At 67.4% G+C, this 23,888-nt stretch carries 16 protein-coding genes and 1 pseudogene; 5 read left to right on the plus strand and 12 right to left on the minus strand.

The features are described from left to right. Nucleotides 1–9: 9 nt before the first annotated feature. Nucleotides 10–408: a helix-turn-helix domain-containing protein gene (locus ABH927_RS25955; RefSeq protein WP_370025670.1), complete on the minus strand. Its 399-nt coding sequence runs from the start codon at nt 406–408 to the stop codon at nt 10–12. Between ABH927_RS25955 and ABH927_RS25960 the strand changes: the two genes are divergently transcribed. Beyond that, nucleotides 381–734 (plus strand): hypothetical protein, encoded by a 354-nt coding sequence (locus tag ABH927_RS25960; protein WP_370025672.1) that lies wholly within the window; start codon nt 381–383, stop codon nt 732–734. The two genes, ABH927_RS25955 and ABH927_RS25960, sit on opposite strands and share 28 nt — an antisense overlap. 642 nt (nt 735–1,376) lie before the next feature. On the opposite strand, the gene ABH927_RS25965 is transcribed toward ABH927_RS25960, so the two are convergent. From ABH927_RS25965 to ABH927_RS26005, 9 genes are all read right to left on the minus strand, one after another. Beyond that, on the minus strand, nt 1,377–2,867 hold the full coding sequence (locus ABH927_RS25965; RefSeq protein ID WP_370025674.1) for a right-handed parallel beta-helix repeat-containing protein: 1,491 nt from the start codon (nt 2,865–2,867) through the stop codon (nt 1,377–1,379). Between the two features lie 866 nt (nt 2,868–3,733). Further along, nucleotides 3,734–5,362, minus strand: a complete 1,629-nt coding sequence (locus ABH927_RS25970; RefSeq protein WP_370025676.1) for an ABC transporter substrate-binding protein — start codon at nt 5,360–5,362, stop codon at nt 3,734–3,736. 20 nt (nt 5,363–5,382) lie between these two features. Further along, on the minus strand, nt 5,383–6,297 hold the full coding sequence (locus tag ABH927_RS25975) for an ABC transporter ATP-binding protein (RefSeq protein WP_370025677.1): 915 nt from the start codon (nt 6,295–6,297) through the stop codon (nt 5,383–5,385). Continuing rightward, entirely contained in the window at nt 6,294–7,238 is a 945-nt protein-coding gene (locus ABH927_RS25980; RefSeq protein WP_370025679.1) for an ABC transporter ATP-binding protein, read from the minus strand. The genes ABH927_RS25975 and ABH927_RS25980 overlap by 4 nt, the downstream gene beginning before the upstream one ends. Next, on the minus strand, nt 7,231–8,070 hold the full coding sequence (locus ABH927_RS25985) for an ABC transporter permease (RefSeq protein ID WP_370025681.1): 840 nt from the start codon (nt 8,068–8,070) through the stop codon (nt 7,231–7,233). The genes ABH927_RS25980 and ABH927_RS25985 overlap by 8 nt, the downstream gene beginning before the upstream one ends. Nucleotide 8,071: 1 nt before the next feature. Next, complete coding sequence (locus ABH927_RS25990) at nt 8,072–9,076, minus strand: ABC transporter permease (RefSeq protein ID WP_370025683.1); 1,005 nt, start codon at nt 9,074–9,076, stop codon at nt 8,072–8,074. 406 nt (nt 9,077–9,482) lie between these two features. Further along, the gene (locus ABH927_RS25995; RefSeq protein ID WP_370025685.1) at nt 9,483–10,334 is read right to left on the minus strand and encodes an acyltransferase domain-containing protein; all 852 of its coding nucleotides are present in this window, start codon (nt 10,332–10,334) and stop codon (nt 9,483–9,485) included. A 137-nt stretch (nt 10,335–10,471) separates the two neighbouring features. Further along, the gene (locus ABH927_RS26000) at nt 10,472–11,716 is read right to left on the minus strand and encodes a Gfo/Idh/MocA family protein (protein ID WP_370025686.1); all 1,245 of its coding nucleotides are present in this window, start codon (nt 11,714–11,716) and stop codon (nt 10,472–10,474) included. Between the two features lie 122 nt (nt 11,717–11,838). After that, nucleotides 11,839–13,467 (minus strand): beta-N-acetylhexosaminidase, encoded by a 1,629-nt coding sequence (locus ABH927_RS26005; RefSeq protein ID WP_370025688.1) that lies wholly within the window; start codon nt 13,465–13,467, stop codon nt 11,839–11,841. A gap of 91 nt (nt 13,468–13,558) precedes the next feature. On the opposite strand from ABH927_RS26005, the gene ABH927_RS26010 reads away from it, so the two are divergent. From ABH927_RS26010 to ABH927_RS26020, 3 genes are all read left to right on the plus strand, one after another. After that, the gene (locus ABH927_RS26010; protein ID WP_370025690.1) at nt 13,559–14,668 is read left to right on the plus strand and encodes an ROK family transcriptional regulator; all 1,110 of its coding nucleotides are present in this window, start codon (nt 13,559–13,561) and stop codon (nt 14,666–14,668) included. A 207-nt stretch (nt 14,669–14,875) separates the two neighbouring features. Next, nucleotides 14,876–15,199: a hypothetical protein gene (locus ABH927_RS26015; protein ID WP_370025691.1), complete on the plus strand. Its 324-nt coding sequence runs from the start codon at nt 14,876–14,878 to the stop codon at nt 15,197–15,199. A 32-nt stretch (nt 15,200–15,231) separates the two neighbouring features. After that, the gene (locus ABH927_RS26020; RefSeq protein WP_370025693.1) at nt 15,232–16,014 is read left to right on the plus strand and encodes a right-handed parallel beta-helix repeat-containing protein; all 783 of its coding nucleotides are present in this window, start codon (nt 15,232–15,234) and stop codon (nt 16,012–16,014) included. A 143-nt stretch (nt 16,015–16,157) separates the two neighbouring features. Here ABH927_RS26020 and ABH927_RS26025 read toward each other — a convergent pair whose 3' ends face one another. Further along, a complete protein-coding gene (locus ABH927_RS26025; protein ID WP_370025695.1) occupies nt 16,158–17,297 on the minus strand; it encodes an ROK family transcriptional regulator in 1,140 nt (379 codons plus the stop codon). A gap of 398 nt (nt 17,298–17,695) precedes the next feature. On the opposite strand from ABH927_RS26025, the pseudogene ABH927_RS26030 reads away from it, so the two are divergent. Next, a pseudogene (locus ABH927_RS26030) lies at nt 17,696–18,115 on the plus strand (transposase); the annotation flags it as partial. 961 nt (nt 18,116–19,076) lie between these two features. On the opposite strand, the gene ABH927_RS26035 reads toward ABH927_RS26030, so the two are convergent. After that, complete coding sequence (locus ABH927_RS26035; protein ID WP_370025697.1) at nt 19,077–23,849, minus strand: RHS repeat-associated core domain-containing protein; 4,773 nt, start codon at nt 23,847–23,849, stop codon at nt 19,077–19,079. Nucleotides 23,850–23,888 lie beyond the last annotated feature (39 nt).

Consider the following 23,888-nt stretch of genomic DNA (forward strand, 5'->3'; position numbering starts at 1 on the left):
GGCCGATCATCATGCCGCATGCGTCTCCCTCTGCTGAGGGCCGGAGCTCGCGCACGCCACGAAAAGCCCCAAATGCCCGTGAGCTGGACGGACGCAATTATCGGCAGGCGCACGGTCGGCCAGACTCTTGACGCCCCGTTCGCTGTCATAGCGGCCCCGCCACAGCCGGACCGTGTCGATGTGCACGCCCCGACGCCGGGCGATCGTGGCGTTGGAGTATCCATGCGCGGCATCCAGCACGATCCGGACCCGGATCACCAATTGGTAGGGGGCAGTGCGAGAGTAGGCGATCTGCTTGAGCTGTCGCCGTTCGGTGGCAGACAAGATGATCTGCCGGGCGCAAGGGGCGGACAATCTGGGGGGCTTTCTACCGAGATCGGGTGACAACCCGCGACCTTGCCCGATCATGCCCCACGGGCGCCCGCAGGACACGCCGGTCAGGCACGATAATCCTCGTGCCCGCGATCCCCGAGTCCACCAAAACCTCCCTGGCCCAGTGCCTGCACCTGCACGCCAGACAGCACTGGCCCCAGCTGGCCGCCGTCCATGTGCGCTACCACGGCCAATTCGGCTACGTCGAAGGCCGGCTCACCGGCGGTGACCGACTCCCGCTGATGCGACTGCGCTACGGCGGTTCAGCGCACTATTGGGGGCTTGCCATCCACAACCCCGGCAACGGCGGCTACGAGGCCGCCCCCTGGTTCGTCGGCACCCCCAAGAGGCCCTCGACCTAGTCTGCGATCTCTACGTCTCCAACCTCGGCGACTGAATCCCCATCACAGCGGCTCTCCGGAGATCAACCCCCGAGAGACTTCCGGGCGCGACCACTTAGGCCCACAGATCCTTCGGCACGCAACTGTTGACCAGCGACCGTTCGGAGCCTTGACGGTGAACTCCGGGAGGGACGGCTTGCAGGTGACGGACGGGTCGACAGCCGGCTGGACGCTCTGGCTCGTGGGCTGCGCCAGTGTGTGGATGCCCGCGGGCTGCGCCGCGATGGAGCAGCCCCGGCCGCAGGTGCATTCCCACAGGTATAGCCGAGGACTTTGATGAACTCGTAAAGGATCTGCGATGAGCCCCCATCACGGTCAACCGCGGCGGAGGTCGGGCCTCGCAGTTCCTATAGGTCCCCTCAGGGGCGCTTGCCAGCGCCGCCGCCCCTCGTCGAGCTGCAGGTCTTCCTGGGCAATGGTCGATACGTAAGCCCGTCAGCCCCCGTTAGGCAGAGTCCCCACACGATGATGCCGGGGCGGATCGCCGAAACCGGGTTCTATGCAGATGATCGGCTATGGGCATGAGCAGCAGGCCCACTGCAGTCCGCTACCATGCCCTGCTCGCGCTGGCCGTGGTAGCGGACTGGTTCATGACTCGGCTTCTCAGTGCTCGAAAGCACCTCGGTCGACGGCCGTGCCCAGCTTTCTGGGGTTACCGTCCAGGTCCAGCTCGCCCGGTGCGGGGTTGTAGGTCGACGTGGTGGCGTCGATGCTCGGTGAGCCGGCCTTCAGGCGGAAGTCGAAGCCGCCGGGGTTCACGAATTGAGGGTCGCGGAAAGCCGAGCGGTTGTCGTTTCCAGTGGCCGTGCGGTAGGCGCTGAAGCTCGTGTAACGGGTGCCGTTCCAGTCGAAGAAGGCGCTCGACGAGGAGTAGTAGCTGTTGTCCGAGAACCGCGGGTTGACCGGGTTGTCGTCGGTGTAGACGAGGACGGACTGCCCACCCGAGCTGTAGAAAACGTTGTTCTTCACCACGGTGTTGTTCGACGACACGATGGCCATCTCGCCGAAGCCGCCGATCAGCTCGGAGCTCTGGCCGTTGCCGAACGTCGTGTTGTTCACGACCGTGGTGTTGCGGATGACCCGGTTTTCGGGTGACCACGCCATGACGCCGATGCCGTAGCCGTCGTTGGAGTAGCTGAGGTTGTCGCGGATGATGTTGTCGCTGATGGTGGAGTTCGGGACCTCCACGCCGACCGCGATCCCGACCCAGTTGTTGTGCACGATGTTGCGCTCCACGATCATGTTGGAGCTGCCGTCCAGGTAGATGCCGGCGCCGCCCTCGACCAGGCTCTTGGAATAGGAGACATGGTTGCCGACGATGCGGCCGTTGCGCGCGAAGTCATTGGCCGGGTTGGGAGAGATCTGCCAGTGGCCGGAGGCGTCGATACCGATGTTGCCGGTGTTGGTCACCGTGTTGTTCGACACGACGAAGCCGTCGACGTTGCCGGTGATCCCGATGGCCTCGGTCCAGCCCGTCCGACAGTCGGCAATGGTGTTGCCGTCGACCTCGAGATTGGTGATGGCTTGTGTCCCGTCGCTACCGGCCACCGTGATGGCGCCGGCGTAGACGTTGGGGGGATAGGTCGTGGTGCTGGAGCTGGCGTAGAGGTTCTTGAACGAGTTTCGGACGATCCGGATGTGATGGCTCGGGCCGCTCCAGGTCGACACCTGCACGCCGGCGGAGGGCGAACCCAGGACGTTGCGGAAGTTCAGGCCCCGGATCTCGATGTAGCTCTTGCCGTCGATGCCGATGAGCTCGCCCGCGCGCTGGTTGCCATCCAGGATGACGGGCGTGGAGTCGTAGTTCCGGAACACCGTGTAGCCGGCGGTCGCTGAGCCCGAGACGTTCATGTCGACGAACTCTTTGTAGGTGCCGCCGCGGATGTAGACGGTGCTTCCAGGGGGAGCGGCGTCGGCCGCCTTCTGGATGGTCCGCCAGGGCTGGGCGAGAGTGCCGGGATTGTTGTTGTTGCCTGTGGTGGCCACGTAGCGGGTCTCCCCCACCGTGACCGAGTTACTGGCGGCGACGGCGGGGGTTGCGATGAGGGCTGACGTGAGCGCGGTGATTGCCACGAGGGGCCAGAAAGTTCGCATGGGTTCTCCGGGGGGTGCAGTTAGGAAGGGCTCCTAACTCATCTGCAGGCTAGATTGCCCATATCTGCTTGGCAAGGCCCAAAAATGCGCAAGAATGAACTTCAATAGTTAGGAGTCCATACCAAATCGCCTCTTCGATAGAACACTTACTCGATTTTGGTTAAGATTCTTAACTAGGATCGGGAGCATGGCCAGCCGACCCGCAACCATCACGTCGATGCGAGAGACGAACGCAAAGATCCGCCCACGTCCAGGGCCGAGGTGGCACGGCGCAGCGGGATGACCGAGCCCACCGCAAGCGCCGCACCTGACCTCCTGGTGGCGGCCGGGCTGGTCAAGGAGGTGGACCCGCCGGGTGAGACCCACTACGGCGCCGCCTTCTTCGCCCTGATCCCGGACGCGGACCGCCACAACCAGCCAGGCGGGCGCCCTGCTGGCATGCGACTTCTTCGAGGTCCGCACCACGCCAGGCGCCTCATCCGCGACCGAGACACCGGAGTAACACATCGTCAAGGGCGATGGAGCGCTGGATCCAGACCTGCCGGCGCGAACGGCTGGACGGGCATTGATCTGGAATCAGTGTGAGTTCGAGACCTTCTACAACGAATACCGGCCGCACCACGCTCTGGCAGGCAGCTACTTTCCGATCCCAGCACCGGCCCCACGGGAGCGCACCGCTCGACAGCCGGCGACATGATCGACTCGATGGCGTGCTGACGGAGCTCCGGCATGTCACCTGACCTGCCTGGATGGTTATTCGGCACCCGCAGGGTCGTGGATCGAGCCTGCCGGATCCACCAGAGAGATCGCTCCGGTCCCCAGTCGCGGACCGGAGCGGACCTTAGAAACAGGTGGAGAAACCGGGCCTACTTGCCTGTGGGCGTCAGGTTCATGATCGCCAGGGCGGGCTCGGCGGCCAGGCCGAGCGCCGGCAGGTAGTCACCCTCGCCCGCGTTGGGGAACTGCCACCGCGTGGTGTTGACCGTCGGCGAGGCGCCCGACGCGCCCAGCGGCAGGGTGAAGCGCTGGTCGACGTAGCGTCGCTGCACTTGCCACCCCAGCTCGCGGATTTCGTCGTCGGTGGTGGCGGCGGCGAGCTTGTTCAGCAGCCCGTCCAGCTCGGCGTCCTTGACCCGGCCGTAGTCGTCCATGGCGGGCTTGCCGATCGGCGCGGTCAGCTTGCTGTTGAGGGCGTTGTAGTTGCAGAAGACGCTGCACCCGCCGCCCGACCACATGAACAGGTCGAAGGCGCCCTTCTGGGCCTCCTCGGCGTACCTGGTGCCCAGCGAGCGGACGGCGACGTCGAGGCCGAGCGCCTCCTTCCACTGGGCCGTGACCACCCGCATCGTGGCGGCGTCCCACTCCTGGCCGCTCAGCGTCAGCTTGTAGCTCTTGCCCTCTTTGACCAGCGCTCCACCGGAGACGGTGTAGCCGCCTGCCGCCAGCTCGCTCTTGGCCGCCGCAATGTCCTGCGCCTGGAGCTTGTTTCGGAACTCCGGAGCCAGATTCTCGCCGAAGGTCCTGGAGTCCATGCCGGTGATGTTGACGACCTGGCTGCCGTCGTGCAGCACCTGCATGAGCTTGGCGCTGTCGAAGGCGGCGTAGAGCGCCCGCCGTACGTGCACGTCGTCGAAGGGCTTGACGGCCATGTTGGGGTTGATCGCGAAGTAGGCGCTGGTCGCTTTCCAGAACTTGTGCTCGGGCTTGGTGGTCCACTGCTTGACCGGGTCGGCCCAGGTGATGTTCGCCCAGTCGGCCTCGCCCTTGAGCATGGTGGTCTGCGCGGCCTCGGCCGAGCCGGAGGCCAGGATCTTGACGGTCTTGACACCCTTGGACTTACCGCCCCACCACTCGTCACGGACCTTCAGCGTGACCTGCTGCGGGGTGAAGCGCTCCAGGGTGAAGGGGCCGGTGGTGACCGGCTTGGGGTTGGTCCAGGTGGTCAGGTTCTGGGCGCCGAAGATGTGCTCGGGCACGATCAGGCCGGTGGTCCAGCCCCAGTCGTGGAGCAGAGCACGGGAGGGCTTGTCGAAACCGAAGACGACGGTGTCCGGGTCGGGGGTCTGCACCGAGGCGAACGAGGGCCTGGACAGGGGCACGTCGGGGTACTTCTTCGGCAGCGTGTCGAAGGAGAACTTGACGTCGGCCGAGGTGAAGTCCTTGCCGTCGGACCAGGTGGCGTTCTTGCGCAGCTTCATCTTGAGCGTCTTGGCGTCGGCAGACCACTCCCAGGACTCGGCGAGGTAGGGCTTGATCTCCATGTGGTTGTCGTCGACGCGGACCAGCGGCTCGTACATCATGTTGAGCAGCGGGCCGGTGGTGGGCGCGCCGATGTTGTAGTTCTCCACGAACGTCGGGCTGAGCGGCCAGCCGATGACCGTGAGCAGCCCGTCGTTGGCGGCTTTGCCGGCAGTACCAGGCTTGGCGCCGCCACCGCTGCAGGCGGACAGGGCTAGGGCTACGGCCACGGAGAGCGTGGCGAAACGGCGGAGCATGGCGGGGCCTTTCTGGGGGGTCAGGCGTAGAGCCAGCAGTCGGCCGACTGGCCGTTGCCGAACTCGATGCGGACAGGTGCCTGCTGAGCGCAGACCGGTCTGGCCTGCGGGCAGCGGGGTTCGAAGCGGCAGCCCGGCGGGGGATCGGTGAGGCTGGGTGGCTCGCCATGCTCGACGTCGAGGTCCGTGGCCGTCCTCGACGGGTCGGGAGCGCAGTCGATGAGCAGCTGGGTGTAGGGGTGGCGAGGGTTGCCGATGACCTCGTCGGCGGGTCCCCTCTCGATGATCTGCCCGCCGTACATGACGCAGATCTCGTCGCACAGGTAGCGGGCGCTGGCGATGTCGTGGGTGATGTAGAGGATGGACAGGCCCTGCCGCTCGCGCAGGTCGGCCAGGAGGTTGAGGATGTCCAGGCGGATGGAGACGTCGAGCATGGAGATCGGTTCGTCGGCGAGCAGGACGCTGGAGCCGACGGCCAGCGCGCGGGCGATGACCACGCGCTGGCGCTGACCGCCGGACAGCTCGTGGGGAAGCTTGGCCAGGAAGTCCGCCGAGAGGTTGACCTGCTCGAGGAGCTCGATCGTGGCGGCCTCGACCTCCTTGCGCCCGCGCAGGCCGCGGTGGATGCGCAGCGCCCGGCCGATGGTGTAGCCGACCGTGCGCAGGCTGTTCAGCGAGCTGAACGGGTCCTGGAAGATCAGCTGGACGTGCTTGTGGTAGTCGCGGGGGCGGCGGACGACCTCGTCGTTGAGCCGGATCTCGCCCCGGGTGGGCGCGTGGAAGAGGGCGAGCATCCGGGCCAGGGTGGTCTTGCCGCTGCCGCTCTCGCCGACCAGGCCGACGATCTGGCCCGGGTGCAGCCGCAACGTCACGTTCTCCACCGCGCGCACACCGCCCGGGAACTCCTTGCTCACCTCGATGGCCTCGAGTGTCACTGGTCTGCTCCGTTCAGATGGCAGGCGGTCAGGCGGCCGTCGCGGTCCTTCAGCAGGGGCTCCACCTGATCGCAGACGGCCAGGCGTACGGCGCAGCGGGGGTGGAAGGCGCAGCCCGCGGGCGGATTACGCAGGTCGGGTGGCGAGCCGGGAATCCCGAGCAGGCGCTTGTTCGCAACGCGGAGCGGCGGGAAGGCGTCACGCAGACCCCTCGTATAGGGGTGTTGCGGCACGTCGCCGATGCCGGCCGCATCGCCGATCTCCACGATCCGCCCCGCGTACATGACGGCGATCCGGTCGGCCAGCTCCAGCAGCAGCGGAAGGTCGTGGGTGACGAAGATGACGGCGAAGCCGAGCTCGCGGCGGAGCCTGACGATGTGCTGCAGGATCACCCGCTGCATGACCACGTCGACCGCGGTGGTGGGCTCGTCCATAACGATCAGGTCGGGCTCGCAGGCCAGCGCGAGCGCGATCGAGGCACGCTGGCGCATCCCGCCCGACAGCTCGTGCGGGTAGGCGCGGACACGGTCGGGAGAGACGCCGACCATGCGGAGCAGTTCCGGGATGCGCTCCAGCGGCCGGCCGTGCGCCTTGAGCACGTCGGCGAACTGCTCGCCCAGCCGCATGAGCGGGTTGAGCGCGTCCATCGCGCTCTGCAGCACGATCGACAGCGACGTCCACCGGTAGCGGCGCAGCTCGCGCTCGCTCAGCCTGACCAGGTCCACCGGCTCGCCGTCTCGCGGATGGTGGATGACCTGCCCCGCCATGGTGCGGGCGGGCGGGCGCTGCAGCCGGGTGATAGCGGTGATCAGCGTGGATTTGCCCGAGCCGGACTCGCCCACCACTCCGAGGATCTCACCCCTGGCCAGCGTGAAGCTGACATCCACGCAGGCCTTGACCGCCTGGCCGTACTGGACGGTGACGCCGTTGACTTCAAGCACGGGCACTCCTCAGGCGCGGGTTGGTGACCTCGTCGATGCCGAAGTTGAGCAGCGCGATCGCCGAGCCCAGCAGCGCGATGCACAGGCCGGGTGGCCCGAACCACCACCACATGCCGCGCAGGAGCGCGCTCTGCTGCTGGGATTCGTTGATCATGGTGCCCCACGTGACGGTGTCGGGGATGGCGATGCCCAGGAAGGCCAGGGCCGCCTCGCCCAGCACCCCGCCGACCATGCCGCCCAGGAACAGCGCCGAGATCAGGCCGGTCAGGTGGGGCAGCACCTCGGCGAAGATGAGCCTGGTACGGCTCTCGCCGACCATCCGCATCGCGGCCACGAAGTCGCGGTTGCGCAGCGACATCGTCTGCGCGCGCAGGTACCGGGCGCTGGCCGCCCAGCCCAGCAGGCCCAGCAGGACGCCGATGGTGACCGGCCCCGGCTCGCGCAGATAGCCGGCGATGATGAGGATCAGCGGCAGTCCCGGCAGGGTGAGCATCACGTTGGTCACGACGGTGAGCACCTTGTCGGTCCGGCCGCCGGAGAAGCCGCCGACGACCCCGACGAGCACCGCCAGCCCCGTGCTGACCAGCCCGGTGACCAGGCCCACCAGCACCGAGCCGCGCGCGCCCACCAGAACCTGGGCCAGCACGTCCTCACCCGCGGAGGTGGTGCCCAGCGGGTGGACGCCGCCCGGGGCGGCGCCGAGCGCGTCGTAGTCGATCGTGCGCGGACCGACGCCCGTCAGCCAGGAGCCGAACAGCGCGAGCAGGATGAACAGCAGGAACAGCGCCAGGCCCGCGCGGACCTTGCCGCTGACGAGAAACGTCTTGAACACCTCACACCCGCTCTTTCGTCCGCGGGTCGAGCGCGGTGTAGGCGAAGTCGGCCAGGAAGTTGGCGGTCACCGCGATCAGCGTGATCACCAGGAAGATCATCTGCATGACGGGGTAGTCCTTGCCCTTGACCGCCTCGAACAGCACGTAGCCCAGGCCCGGATAGGAGAAGACCACCTCGGTCACCAGCTCCCCGCCGATCACCGCGCCGACCGCCACCGCCAGCCCCGTGATGTTGGGGAGCATCGCGTTGCGCGCCGCGTACTGGAACATGATCCGCAGGGCCGACAGGCCCTTGGCCCTGGCCAGCAGGACGTAGTCCTCTCCGATCGTGGAGATCATCATGTTGCGCATGCCGAACAGCCAGCCGTTGAATCCGACGAAGATCAGAGCCAGGGCGGGCAGCGCGCCATACCAGAGTGCGCTGCCGAGGAACTCGGCGCTGAAGGCCGGGTCGAGGTCGGCGTCGTAGGCGCCGCCCAGCGGGAACCACTCGAGCTTGAACGCGAACACGTAGAAGCCGATCAGGGCCAGCCAGAAGGCGGGGATCGCGTGCAGGAAGGTGGTCGTGGGCGCGATCAGGGTGTCCAGCCGGCCGCCCGGCTTCCAGCCCAGCAGCGTGCCGAGCGCGGTGCCGAGCAGCCAGGCCACCAGCGTCGTGGTGCCGACCAGGGCGATCGTCCACGGCAGCGCCTCGCCGACCAGCGTGGCCACCGGCACCGGATAGTGGTGCAGCGACGTGCCGAACTCCAGCCGGGTCACCGAGCCGAAGTAGTCGAGGTACTGCTGGAAGAGGTTCTTCGTCGGGTCCCCGAAGAACCTCCGGATGGCGGCGAGCTGCTCGGCCGAGGGCGCCTGGCCGGTCTGCCTGCGTAACCGGTCGGCCATCTCCTGCGCGGGGTCGCCGGGCATGAAGCGGGGAACCAGGAAGTTCACGGTGACCGCCACCCAGGCGGTGAGCAGATACAGCCCCAGCCGCGAGAGCAGAAATTTTAGCCTGCCAGACATCGAGACCCCCTTCCGAAGAGTTGCCGCTTATGGGTTCGTGATCCGGTAGTACCGAGCAGGACTCTCCAAAGCATGGGGCGAATTGTTTGGTCAAATCCGCTCATTGTCAATAGATTGGACTAGTTAAGCGAAGATCTGCTCGTAGGGGCCTCCAGAGCGATGCAGACCGCCCCACACCACGGGATCGCCGTCGCGCTGCGCCGCGACGGCTTCGGTCGCCAGGGGGTCGTACATCGACGCTGGGAGTCGAATGCGTTGCGGCCGGGGGCGGTCTGCTACACCGTCGATCACCTCACGGGGTTCTGTTCAACCCGCCCCACCCGGATCGGCGCCACCTCGACCACCACGGCCTTCGCCGTACGTCTGCATACGCGACGGCGGGCCCGCCCCCATCGGAGATGCTCCCTCAGAGCTCGTGATAGCCGCCCGCCATGTTCCAGCTCTTGCCCGCCGCGAGGTGGTCGGCGACCGCGCGCTCAAGGGCGGTACGGCGGGGCAGATCGTCCGGTGGCAGGTCGGTGCCGTAGATGAAGGAGATCAGCCCGGCATTGTCCGGCGCGAGGTAGGCCGGGCGGAAACGTCGCTGGAAGGCGACGATGTTCGACTCCTCCGGCAGATAGTCGGCCAGCTGCTCGTCCAGCAGCCAGGAGATGCAGATCGCGAGGTCAAAGGGCTCCTCGGGGAAGTGCTGCGGGAAGAACTTCCTGGCCTGCGCGTAGGAGGCATCGCAGGCCTCAGGGCTCATCGGTCCGGCGAAGTCCGGGATGTGCACGGCCAGCACCGGCTCGCCCGCCGGCCGCCCGGCCCCTGCGGCCAGCTCCTCACCCAGCCTGGCACGATCGAACTGCAACCGCCCGAGGGCGTAGACCAGACCGCTGAAGTGGCGCGCATGCCACCAGGGGGCATGCAGGCCCGGCGTGCCGTACCTCCTCCTGTGCATGGCCATGTGCCTGCCCAGGTCGGTCAGAGTGGCCCAGGAGACTTCCTCGGGGATGCCGCGCTCGCGGTGGTACGCACGGGTGTACGGCGCCGCCGCGAGGTAGACATACACGTAGAAGTACGGCCCGAACTCGGTGGCCGCCTCGTCCGGGAAGCCGGGCGGCTCGTCGAGGCGGCCCATGGTGTCGGCCAGCTGGCTCACGTACCGGTCGATCTCACGCCGGGCGTCACTGCCCGGCTTGGGCACTCCGGCCAGGACGGGATTGACGTCTTCATGAGGTACTGCAAGGCGCAACAGATCCTCAGGGGTGATCTCCATACTCCTCGTCTCCTCAGTGAAGGGGGTGGGACGCAAGGTCACCGGGTCGAGGTTGACGTCGACCCGATGCCCCTGCACGCGGAAGCCGTACACCCAGCTCGCTCAACCGCAGTTGCATGACCACGAAGAGAACGAAGTCACAGGGCCTGCACCGTCCGGGTCTCGCGAGCTCGCTCGGCGGCCCAGACCAGCAGGTGCCCGGCCAGGGCCTCGGCCGTCCCCGCCCCCAGCGGCCCCTGCTCCCCGGCGATCACAGCGTCGATGAAGGCCCGGGTGAGGCCGTTGTCGCCACCCCCGTGCCCGTCGGCCGACGAAGCGCCCGCGCCCGACCGGGTGTCGATCAGCTCCTCGCCTCCGGTGACGAAATCGACGACCCGGATCCGCTCGCCGTCGCCCTCGGCGAAGCCGTGCGAGCCGAAGATCCGCGTCTTGCGGTGCTCCAGGGGAGCGAAGGCGGTCATGGTGAACGAGGCGGTGGCGCCGCCCGCGAACTCCACCATCACCACCTGCTGATCCACGACGTCGTTGTCGCAGTCGTAGACGCACCGCCCATAGGGGCCGGTTTCCAGAGCGCTCAGGACTCCGCCGGGCGTGGCGTCGGAGGTGACCGCGCCGAGTGGCCAGAACTCCGTGGACGGGTCGCCGAGGCAGCCCAGGTACAGCCGCTTGGCCGAATAGGGGCAGTCAGGCTCGACCGCGCAGCTCACACAACGCTCGCTCGCTCCCGAGGGCCGGTTCTCCGGGCGGAAGTGGGTCAGCGAGCCGAAGGAGGCTACGCCGACCGGCTTCTGTTCGATGACGTGGAGCAGCCAGTCGAGGTCGTGGCAGGACTTGGTGAGCAGCATCGGCCCCGACTCGGCGCTGTTGCGCCAGGCGCCGCGCACGAAGGAGTGCGCCTGGTGCCACCAGCCGACCGGCTCCAGGTGCTGGACGCTCGCGATCGTGCCCAGTCGCCCACTGCCCACGAGCTCCTTCACCGCCCTGGTGTAAGCGGTGTAGCGCATCACATGGCCGATAGCGAAGACGACGCCGGCCCGCTCGATCGCCTCGACGATCCGCCGCGCCTCCGGTTCGGTGGGCGCCATCGGCTTCTCCAGCAGGATGGCGTAGCCCAGCGCGGCGAAGGCGACGGCCGGTTCGACGTGCAGGTGGTCCTGGGTGGCGATGACCACGGCGTCGGCGAGCCGGGGCACGGCCGCGAGGTCCGCCCAGTCAGTGAAACAGGCCTGCTCGTCCAGCCCGTGGTCGGCTGCCAGGAGCGCACGTCTGGCCGGATCCGGGTCGGCCACGGCCACGATCCGGGCCCGTCCGTCGGCCGCCGCGGCGCGGGCGTAGAACTGGCCGCGAGATCCCGCCCCGACAATCGCGATGGTCACTGTCATCTCAAGATGCTCCCGAACTCATAGTGGAGACCACTGATCTCGTGGTCAGTGCTGGATCAAAGACGCTGACGGTTCAAGGCCGCAGGTCAGGGGTTGATCGCGGTTCAGCAACGGGGTTGGCGTCAGAAGGCCTCCGGTTCGTCGGCGACAGCCGATTCCGGAATGCTGCTGCTCCATTCCCGCCGCTGTTCAAGGCTCCAGCGCATGCCGCTGGCCGAACGGGCCCGGCCGCCGGTGCCGCTTTCCTGCCAGGGGTGCGGCCCGGCGAGCGGCCGGTATTCGCACCCGGCGGCCTCCAGACGGGCCAGGTGTCCGCCGGACAGGCGGCGGACGAGGTCGTCGTAGTCGGCGGGCCGCCCCGACCACAGTGCCTCGGCGATGGCGCAAGCCCGGGGGAAGGTCATGTAATCCAGGTGCCGCTCATGAGGGATGTACTCGCCCCAGGCCTGCCACTGGCCGCCCAGCACCCCGGCCCGTTCTCCGGCGGGCCAGGCGTCCGGCGTCACGTCGAAGGAGGCTGCGTCCGCCAGGGTGATCGGCCCGCCGATGGTCACCGGCTCGCTCCCCAGCTCGGACTGGTCGTAGTCCAGGTAGGTGGGGTAGATCGGCGCGCGCACCACGTCGAAGCCGTCGGCCGCGGCCCGCTGGGCGATCGCGTCGCCGCGCCAGCCCATGACGATCGTGTCGGGCAGGGTGCCGCCGGTCTGGTAGGCCTCGTCCCACATCACGGCACGCTTGCCGCGCGTGGCCAGGTGAGCGGCGACCTCGCGCAGGAACCAGCCATGCAGCTCGCCCTCCGTGGCCAGGCCGAGCGACTCACGATGCGCGGCGATCTCGGGATCGCCGACCCAGTCGCGGGTGACGCACTCGTCGCCGCCGAGGTGGACGTAGGGGGTGTCGATCACCTCCAGCAACTCGTCCAGAAGCTCGCACACCCGCTTGACGGAGCGGGGCACCGGCTTGATCGTCGCGGACTTGACGCCCCAGGCGCGTTGCACCCCGATCTCCCCAGTGCCCAGCTCCGGAAAGGCGGCGAGCAGGGCGGAGGTGTGGCCGGGCAGGTCGATCTCCGGCACGACGATGATGCCGCGCTCGCGGGCGTAGGCGCTGATCTCGGCCAGGTCGTCGAGGGTGTAGTAGCCGCCGTGCGGGATGCCGTCGTAGCCTCGGCCGTCGTAGAGGTGGCCGACGATCGTCTCGGGACGATGGGTGGCCAGCCTCGAGATCTCCGGAAAGCTCCGGCTCTCGATGCGCCAGCCCTGATCGTCGGTGAGGTGCAGGTGGAGCCGGTTCATCCGGTGCATGGCCAGCAGGTCGACGTACTTGAGCACCGTCCGCTTGGTCAGGAAGTGCCGGGCCACGTCGAGCATGCCGCCCCGCCACTCCACCGCGGGCCGGTCGATCACCTCGCCGCAGGGCACGCCGACCTCCTTTTTCCCGGCCACCCGATACGCCTGCGGGCCGATCAGCTGACGCAGGGTCTGTACGGCGTGCCGTACCCCGGCCTCGTCACCCGCCTCGATTTCGATGCCCTGCTCGGAGACTGCCAGCCGGTAGCTCTCAGGCTCGCCCGGCGCGACCCGCACGGACACCTCACCGGTGGCCGAGTCCGGCAGATCCATGCCCAGCAGTCGGCGGACGATGCGCGTCAGGTGCGGCTCGCCGTCCAGGCCCGTACCGGGTCGCAGGAGGAAGCTGCCGGTCGCGGTGGTCGCCGACCGGGGAGCCGGTACGAGCAGATCGAAGCTCATCGAGGGGCCTTCCGAAGAGAGAGAGGTAGCAGAGCACTGCAAATTAACAGGATGGTATCCATAAAGAAAGACCCGTGATAGAACATGCGCCATGCGCATCGCTTCGCCACGGACCGCCCGGCTGATCAACGACCGGACCGCGTTCGACCTACTGCTCCGGTACGGCCCGCTCTCCCGCACCGGGCTGCAGCGGCGCTCGGGCCTGTCCCGGGCGACGGTGGGCGACCTGGTCGACCGGCTGGTGGAGGCCGGGCTGATCGCGCAGGTCGGAGCGTCGGAGGAGCGCCGCCGCGGTCCGAACGCCCTCCTGTACGACGTGGTGGCCGACCGCGCACACGTGGCCGGGATGGAGGTGCGCACGACAGAGGCGCTGGCCTCGGTCAACGACTTCAGGGGCCGCCAGGTCGGCACCGCCCGGCTGCCTGTCGACCCGGACGCCGAACCGGACCGGGTGGTCTACGACACGCTCGTTGTCGCCCTGGCCGACGCCGGGCTCGGCGCGGGTGACCTGCGCGGGCTGGTGGTGGGCACGCCGGGCCTGGTCGATCCCGACACCGGTGACGTGAGCTACATAGGGCTGCTGCCGAGCTGGCACCACAACCTGCTGCCCGGCCTGCGCGAGCGGCTCGGCGACCTGCCAGTCCTGGTGGAGAACGAGGTCAACCTGGTGGCCCTGGCCGAGCAGCGGCTCGGGGCCGCGCGTGGGCACGACACCTTCGCCCTGCTGTCGTTCGGCGAGGGCGTCGGCATGGCCGTCATGCTCGGCGGACGACTGCATCGCGGCCGGTCGGGCGGCGCGGGCGAGATCGCCTGGCTGCCCGCGGGACTCGGCGGCATGGACTACAGCGAGCTGATCGAGGGCTGGGCGCTGGCAGCCCTGGCCGAGCAGGACGGCCTGACCGCTCACGACCCCCTTGAGCTGGTACGGCAGGCGAGTCCCGAGTTGCTCGACATGCTCGCCGACCGGGTGGCCTTCGGGGTGATCGGCGTTTGCTCGGTGCTCGACCCGGGATTCGTCGTGCTGGGCGGGCCGATGGGCCGGGCCGGCGGCGCGGTGCTGGCCGAGCGGGTGGCGGAGCGGATCAAGGAGACGATCCCGCTGACCACCGAAGTCGTCCCGGCGCAACTCGACGGCGATCCGGTGGTCCGGGGGGCGGTCTGCATCGCGCTGGAGCGCCTCTACGAGCAGACTTTCGCCTGACTAGTCCAATATGTTGACAATTTTTAAATTGTGAACAAACAATTCGTCCATGTCTTGGAGAGCCCTGCTGGCGTCGATGTGGTTGCCGGCGGGCTGCGCCAGCCGTACAGAACCGGAAATCTCGGGACTCCTCCAAACCCTGGATCCCCGATGAAGTGTCTGAAGGCCGCCCTCACGACCGCGTGATTCCTGACCGCTTTCCTGGCCGTGCCCTCCCCCGCAGCCCATGCGGCCACTTCCCGCCACGTCGACTGCTCGGCGGACGCCGACGGCAATGGCACGCTGAGCTCGCCGTACAACAACCTTGCGGCCATCAACGCCGTCGTCCTGCACCCCGGCGACCAGGTGCTGTTCAAGCGCGGCACCCGCTGCGCCGGTGGCTTCAGGCCGCAGGGCTCCGGCGTCGCCGGCAGCCCGATCGTGGCCGACGCCATCGGGCTGCACAACCAGCAGTACTGGGAGCTGCGCAACATCGAACTACCAACACCGCGGCGGACGCCCAGTACCGCGCGGGCGTCCAGGTCCGGCTGACCGACTTCGGCACCGGCCGCTACTACCGGATCATGAACCTGACCATCCACCACGTCAGCGGCAACGTCTCGAAGATGACCGGCGGCATCATCTTCGACGTGCAGGACACCTCCGTGCCCTCGGCCTACGACGATGTGGTGATCTACGGCAACGACGTCTACTCGGTCGACCGCAGCGGCATCAACTTCGGCTCGTTCTGGTGGTGCCGGCCCGAGGTGGGCCGCACCGGCGACCTGCCCTACCACCCCTGGGGCAAGGTGACGGTGCGCAACAACACCGTCCACGACGTCGGCGGCGACGGGATCGTGCTGCAGTACACCGACGGCGGCATCGCCGAGTACAACACGATCTACGACGTCGACATGCGCTCGGGCCTGCTCAACAACGCCGGCCTGTGGGTGTGGAACGGCAACAACACGACCTACCTGGCTCCCGGCTCGACCACGGACCTCGTCGAGGAGCGCCAGTCGCAGGTCGAGTCCACGCTGGACATCTCCAACAACATCTTCGTCAACCACGGCAGCGGCGGCTTCACGTGGCCCGATTCCGGCGCCGGGCCGCACACATACAGCAGCAACCTGCTGTATGGCAACCGCCCGGCGAGCCCGCCTGCCAACGGCTTCGGGATCACCGGAGACCCGCTGCTGGCCGCGCAGGGCACCGGACCGCCGGGCTACCAGCTCACGGCCGGGTCCCCTGCGATCGGCGCGGGCAGGCCCATCACCGGCAACGGCGGACGGGACTACTTCGGCAACCCGCTCCCCTCCGGGCCGTGCCTGCCCGGCCTCGGCGCCCACCAGTTCAGCACAGAGTGAAGAACTACGGCGGCAGCAAGGTCACCAGTCGCATCACCGCGAGGACCTACATCCAGGCCGACCTGACCTTCACACCGACGGGGTCCACGGCGACGATCTTCTGCAACAAGGACCAGGGCACCGCTTACGCCTACTGTGACGGGCTATCCGGCCGCGCTGAGCCTGCTCAGCGCGGCCACCAGCGTCGAGGGAGAACCGAGCACGAGGGCGGCGCCGCCGACCGCGGCGCCGCGCGTTCCAAGGTCGAGTGCGGCTCCGACGACCTCGGCCTCGCGCACGACCGGCAGGGCATAGCGACGCAGTGTGGTGCGCAGGGGCTCCAGCAGCACCTCTCCGGCAACCGCCAGATCGCCGCCGACCACGATGCGCTCGGGATTGACCAGGTTGCACACCCCAGCCAGCGCCCGCCCGACCGTCTCGCCAACCTCGGCCAGCACGTTCTCGCAGGCCCGGTTACCGCTCGCCAGCGCCGCCAGGAGGTCCTGATCGCCGAGAACGGGCCGGAGAGTCTCCCGTACGGCGGGCAGCCCGGCATAGAGCACCAGGCAACCGCGGTTGCCGCAGGCGCACAGCGGCCCGTTGAAATCGATCGACAGGTGCCCCAGACGGCCACCGGCGCCCGCCGTGCCCCGATAGGGCTCGCCGTCGACGATCAGCCCGGCCCCGATGTCGGTGGAGAGGCTGACGTAGAAGAGGGAGCGAGCGCCGCGCCCGGCGCCCAGACGCGCCTCGGCGACGGCCTCCAGCTGGGCGGAGTGCTGGACATGCGCGCCGGGAAACCGGTCGCCGAGCTCGGCCGGCGTGACACCGGTGGAGCTGGACGACGCGCCGATGCCGTACCCGATGACCTGCCGCTCGCTCAGGCCGGTCTCGGCCAGCAGCGAACGCAGCAGGCTGAGGCAGGTCTCCAGACGGCGGGGCCAGTCGAGGTGGGGGGCCAGGGCCGCGCCGCCGCCGGCCATCTCGTCACCGGCCAGGTCGCTGAGATGCACCCAGACACGGTCGTCGGCGAAGTCGATGCCCACGGCGGCCGCCGCCCGGGGGTTGACGGCCAGGGCGTCCTTGGCCCGGCCGTCGCTGACGGCCGAATCGTCAGAAGTCTCGACTATCAGCCCTGCTTCCAGGAGCTCGCCCACGATCGTGGAGACCGTCGTCCTAGACAGGCCCGCCCGCCGGGCGAGCTCCGCCCGCAGGAGGGGGTGTTCGCCGAGGAGCAGTTCCAGGAGGCGTTCCCGGTTGCTGATGCGAAGGGAGCGGAGCGAACCGCCCGTCTCGATGGCCACGGAGACAGCGTAGCGGATCTAGGCAACAATATAGTCCAAAGCCTTGACTGGTTTTGGAGGCTTTCTTGAGACTCGATCCGGATATCAAACAAATATGCCTCAGGAGCATGCATCATGAGCCTGTCCCGCCGAGGTTTCCTCGCCGCCAGCACCCTTGCCCTGACCGGCTGCGCCGCCGGGGTCGACGCTGCGGGTGCCGATTATTCATCCGTCCAGGTCAAGCTGCATGCGCGTATTCCCTGCCAGCCGAGTCGATCATGTCGGCGGATATCGAGGCTCGTGATCTCGACCGGGATAGTGCTCGGCTCGGGCAGGGGTCGGAGCGGCGCTGCCTGTCTGAGGGTCTGGTGTCTGTGATCCAGGCATCGGAAGCGACGGATGACCGGGAGGACGCCGCGGTGGCGCGTAAGAAGCCGCAGGCCTCGGATCGGGAACTGGTGGCCACGCTGGTCGACCAGGCACGGGCCGAGGGGCTGGAGCTGGTGGGCGAGAACGGGCTGCTGGGCCGGCTGACCAAGCTGGTGCTGGAGTCGGCGCTGGAAGGCGAGATCACCGACCATCTCGGCTACGACAAGCACGACCGCGGCGCGAGCCAGACGGGCAACGCGCGCAACGGCACCCGCACCAAGACGGTCATCACCGACGTGGGGCCGGTGGAGATCAGCGTGGCCCGGGATCGGGACGCCAGCTTCGAGCCGAAGATCGTGGCCAAGCGGCAGCGCCGCCTGTCCGGGGTCGATGAGATGGTCATCTCGCTGGCCGCCAAGGGGCTGACCACCGGGGAGATCTCCGCGCACCTGGCCGAGGTGTACGGCGCCGTTCGTAACGGCGAGATAGGCCAGGCGAAGGAGCACGGCCAATCATCATGCCGCATGCATCTCCCTCTGCTGAGGGCCGGAGCTCGCGCACGCCACGCAAAGCCCCAAATGCCCGTGAGCTGGACGGACGCAATTATCGGCAGGCGCAGTCCTTCGACTTTGGATCTTGGAAGCTTAGAGAACTCCCATCATCCCCAGGTCGCAGGGCACCTCCTCTCATTTCACGGCAATAAGGTCAGAATCGGCTCGGTGTATCCAGGCTCAGCCCCGTCGATCCTGACGATTATGCGCAGCACGCGATCGGCGCGTTACGCCTGCTCAACTTCACCAACATCGCCGAAGGTCCCACTGGGCCCGCGACGATTTCCGCAACCCGCTGATCGCCCTCGGTCTCACGATGTGAGAACTCCTTCAGCCCTGCTCCTACACCGCAACCTCACTTTCTGCGCTCGTGACGCACTTCAAATCAAGCTTAGACCGTCATCCTTCTGAATTCCTACCCATCAGGAACCATGACGCGGGGTATAGTCGCCACGCGTTCGCTGCCTTCGACGTTCAAGCAGTGCCATGAAAGATAGGACGAGTCCACAGGAAAGGCCGACACCAAGGCCGACGAGGGCCGTCAGCAGCCAGGGAATTGGACGCTCGCCATTACGCCACGACGTCGCCGAAAAAAGCACAAACAGCACTAGGCCTCCGGCGAGCCCCCAGCCCATTCCCCATAGAAATGGCCTTCCGGCCGCCGCACGCTGCCGCCTGCTCGGCGGACGGCCGCCACCCAACTCCCTGTCTATGCGGCGAATGAGCCCGTCGCCATTCTCGCCGTCTCTTGACACATCCACTCCTATCATTAGGCGGAGACATCATTTCACAGCCAGAGGCAGGAAGCATGTTGGAAACACGCTTCCTGCCTCATATGAGGTCGGCATGGGGCAGGGTCGCTAGACTCCTAGTGCACGGATCACCAGGGTCTATGCGCCCCATTATAGAGCCTCTGCCCCATATTGTAAATGAAGTCGTCTATAGCCATCCAGGCCTTCGCGGGAATGTATCGAGCCAGATACTTATAGATGAAAGTTCGGATCTTCAGGTTCAAGAACTTAACGAACTTGACCACAACTGTGCTGGCGACAGCCCCTATCACGAACCCTTTGAAGAAGCTCCATAGGAGCCCTCCCGCCTTGATCCCGCCTTGAGATCCATCGGAGCGCATGTAGATGTACTTTCCGACCTCCACAAGTCCCGACATCGCTCCCGAGCAGAGTATGAAGGCGAAGCCAGAAACAGCGCAAGCCGCGCTCAGAGCCTTACCCGCCAGCCATGCTACGCTGTCGCAAATCCATGAGCACGAGCGCTTTCCATCCAGGTCTCGGCAGTTGATGGGGTCGGCGCCACAGTATTCGTAGGCGTTGGCGTTACCTCCGATGACTGGATCGACTTGGAGAAAGCGACCGGTGTTGGGGTTGAACAGACGCACGCCCATGAGGACGATGTCAGCGAGAGTGTCGCTGGCTCGTTGGGCGCCTCCAAGCCACTCATAGCGATCAGGTGTGCCAGAGGTGCGGTCCAGGCCATACTCGGTTTGCTCGAAGTAGGCGCTGACCCCGGAGCCGAGTCTGTCGGCTGTGGCGACCACGTCGCCGTGTGGGTTGGTGAGCTGCAGGGTGAGCGTCCCGCTGTTTGCTAGCGTGGCGGCCAACCCGGTGAAGCCGAGGATGTTGCGGGTCCAGGTCCCGTCTGCCTCGTCGACCCAGGCGGGTGAATCACCGTCGCTGGCGTAGTGGTTGGTGGTGGTGCCGGAGGCGAACTGGCCGCTGATCGTGGCCGACTTGAGGCGGCCCAGCGGGTCGAGGGTGAAGGTCTTGGTGGTCAACTCCTGGGTGAGCTGGGCGACCATGTCGTTGGCGAAGTAGCCGACTGTCAGGTCCGCGCCGGTGGTCTGTGATCCGGGCACCTTTGTGGTGCGGCCGAAGTCGTCGTAGATGTACCCGGTGTTGGTGATCCGATCGGCGGCGTCGTACGTGGACGACTTCACTGTGGGGGTGGTTGCGGTGGAACAACTCTTGTCCGCGGCGGCCGGGTATGTAGTGAGGCTGGTCCGGTTGGTGTTGACGTCGAACGCGTAAGCCCGGGTGGTGCAGGACCCGGCGTACGTGTCGGCGACCTTGGTCAACCTACCGGCACCGTCGTACCCGAATGCCTGATCGCCTGCCGGGCCAGCCTGCCCGGCTACTCGCCCGTTCACGTCATGGTTGATCGTGTAGTCGAGCCAGGTGGAGGTGTTGCGGATATAGGTCAGTTTGGTCTGCTGCCCGGCCGTGTCGTACCTAGTTGAGGAGGTCAGACCGCCGGGGTAGACCTGCGTAACCAACTGCCCATTGGCGTCGTAGGCACCATAGAAGACGTGCGTGTCCGCGGTCAGACTGGTTGGCAGGCCACGTCGCTCGGCCCGTCCCTGGGCGTCGTTGCCGTCATACCCGTAGCTGGTCGTACCCCTGCCGTCGGCTATCGAGGCGACCCGGCCGGCCGCGTCATATGTGGTCGTGGCGACATTTCCGCCGGCGTCGGTCTGCGACGTCACGCGTCCCAGTGCGTCATAGACTTTGGTGATCGAATCGGTGCTGGTCGACACCTGCGTCGGCAGCCCACTCCCCGGGTTGTAGGTGTACGTGACGTTCGGCACCGCCGTACCCCCGCCAGCCGCCGGGGAAACCGACAGGGCAATCGTTGCGGGTCGTCCGGCGGCATCGGCGGTCATGGTGGTAGTACGTACGGCAGTGCCGTTGTCCTCGATCGACTGCGCGACCTGCCCGTAGTAGCCGTACGTGGTTGTAGTGATCGGGAGGGCCTTGCCGGTCGGCTGCGCCGCCGGTGCCGTACGGCACAGCAGCCCAGCCCACTGCGGCTTGTTCCCACACGCCGTCACACTGTTGGTGCCCGCGGTGTAGTAGGAGGTCACTGTGGTACCGGCGTCCGCGCCGTTGGAGGCGGGCATCCGCCGCTCGATCTCCCGGCCGGCGCTGTCGTAGCGGGTCTTGCGAACAATGTCCGCGCTACCCGGCACGACCGTGGTCTGGCTGGTGGGAAGATACAGGCTCCAGCCGGTGGTGTCGCCGGACACGATCGCGTCATAGCCGGTCTTGCCCGTCTGAATATCCGCGGCGCCAGGGGTGGCCACGCCGTCCAAGACGATCGGCTTGGTGGTGGTCGTGGTGACCAGACCCGCGCCCACACGGTCGGCAGGTGCGCCCTCGTCGTACACGTACTCTGTCCGCAGCCGGGCCGAGTAGACGACTTGGCCGGACGCCAGGGTGATCCGATGTGCCGGACCGGTCTGGGTCAGGACGTTTCCGTCATTGTCGTAGGTAGTGGCTGTGGCAAGCACGTCGGCCCGCGCAGCCGAATTGGACATGCCGGAGACGACCGCGTCCGTGTCGACGGTCGGAACCAGCGCCTGGGCGCGGTTGCCCGGCGACAGTTGCCACACGGTGTTGCCGTCGTCGTCATAGCGGCTCGCCGATACCTGCCATGCGCCAGCTCCATAGCTGGCGGTGTTGACCGCTCGGCCGTTGACATCGAGGTAGGTCAGCGCCGCGTACGGGTAGTCGGCGGCACTTGGCGTGTACACCCCGGAGCCGTTACGCGCGGGGACATGTGAGGCCGGGAAGAACGCCGTGCCAACGCGCGGCAGGTCGACCGTCTGGGCCCAGGTGGCGGTCGTGGCGGCGCTCAGATCGATTGGTGCGCCGCTGCCGCCAATCGGCAGATCGTAGGCGATGGCCTGGGTTAGTTCTCCCTGAGGACTGGTCCGGCTGACGTGCGCCAACCTGCCCGCGCTGTCGTACGCCAGGGTCCATGGGGCCAGACCGGGCGGGGTGACTTGGGAGATCCGGCCCTCGCCGTTGTAGTAGTACGTTGTGGTCAGGTTGGTCCGTGGGTCGGTGACCGTGCGCAGGTGACCGGTCGAGTCGTAGGCGTATGAGGCCATGACGGTCGTCTTCATGGCCGATGTGGCCGGGTCGAAGGCGGTGAAGGAGATCGAGGCCACCTGGCCGGTGTAGTCACCCCAGCCGGAGCCGACCCCCGTGGCGGTCGTCGAGGACGCGTAGGTGACATCGAGGGCCTTGCAGCCGGCGACCAGCGCGGCTGAGCAGTCGACCCCGGTCGGGACCGGCGCCAGGATCCGGGTGACACGGCCCTGGCCGTCGTAACGGTAAGTGGTCGTGTTCGCCGTGCCGGGCTCGTTGATCGAGGTCACGTTCCACACGCTGTTCGCCAGCGTGAAGACTGTTTTTACTCCGGTGCTGCTGGTGTGGGTGAACTGGGTGGCGGAGTCCTTGACAACGATGGACCCGTCGGTCGCGTCGCCGGTGCCCTTGTAGGTGCCATCCGCTTGGACTGTGTAGGTCAGCTCAGCGCCGTCAGCCCCGGTGAACAGGACGTATCCGTCGGCCGAGTGGTCGGCGAAGGCCGTCGCCGAGACCTCGGAGGATCCGGTGGGAAAAGCGGCCTTCCAGCCCGGCCCGAACACACCCGAGGCTGTCGGAGCCAGCGTCGTGTGCCCGCGGCTGACCGACAGCCCAAAGGCAGAGGCGTCCACGGCGGACAGGGAGTAGTCGCCGGTCAACAGCGACACCTCTCCGGGGCCAAGCGGCTGCGTGGCGTAAGACGAGCCGAAGGCGGTTCGCTCTAGCGTGAACTGGACCGGCTTGGAGCACTGCTCGTCGGCTCCGACGAAACAGGCGCGCACCTCGACCGGGCCGTCCCCACGCGTGGCCAGGGTGTGGGCCGCGTTCCAGGTCAGGTCCGCGAAGTCCTTGCTCGTGTCGGTGCGGGTCTGCGGCCAACCCGAAATCGGGCCAGGTGAACCGGGCACGCTCACATCCGCGGTGGGGATGTCCGTCCAGGTACCGTCACCGCTGAGATCGGCCAGGTACTGGTAGCGCACCGCTGCATACTCCGGCTTCGCGCGCGAGGCCAGCGTGATCGCGGCCTGGGTACGATCGCCGTCGGTGGGCTTGGTCACCTCGCCGACGCCGACACCGAAGCTGTACGTGGAGTCGGCCGAGGAGGTGCCTGAGGCGCCGTTGGCGTGGACGGTCAGCGTGTGCCAGCCTTCGGCCGGGTCGATGCTGATCGTCGCCGGGTCGCCAGTGACCGTGGTTGGCTGAAGCGCGTTCTCCAGCTGCCAGGTGTATCCCGTGACGTTCGCCGACGGCGAGTCCAGAGTGCAGGTCGCCGGCCCGGACTGCTTGGCCGTCCAGGCGCCCGAGGGGTAGCCCGAACAGGAAAGCGCGGGCGGCTGCGGGACGCTGGTGTCGATCGTGAGGTCCTGCCAGGCGGAGTAGGCGGAGTAGGTCGTGCCGTCGTAGGCGCGGGCCCTCCACTTGATCTGCTGGCCGTTGGCCAGCGTGCCCGCGGGGATGACCACCGCGCCTTCGCTGCCCGCTGCGACGTTGGTCGCTGTGCCGGTCCAGATCGTCGCGCCCGCGCGCTGTACCTCGAACTCGCCCGTCAGCACGCCGCCGTCGGCGTCCTTGAGTTGAGCGCGCAGGGTGGGAGTAAGGGAGTTGCTACGCCCGGCGACAAACGGGCTGGCCGACAGCGTCCCCACGGTGGGCGGCACGGTGTAGGTCACCGCCAGCTTGGGCGGGAAGTTGAACTCGACCGTTTCCTCCGAGGTGGAGTACACCCAGTAGCTGGAGGTCGTGCCCTCGGTCGGGGCGCGCAGCACTAGGCCGTTGTTTGCGGCGGTGCCGTTCGCCCATTTCTT

Origin of the sequence: Planotetraspora sp. GP83 (assembly GCF_041262585.1) — a bacterium.
Classification (GTDB): Bacteria; Actinomycetota; Actinomycetes; order Streptosporangiales; family Streptosporangiaceae; genus JAOEGB01.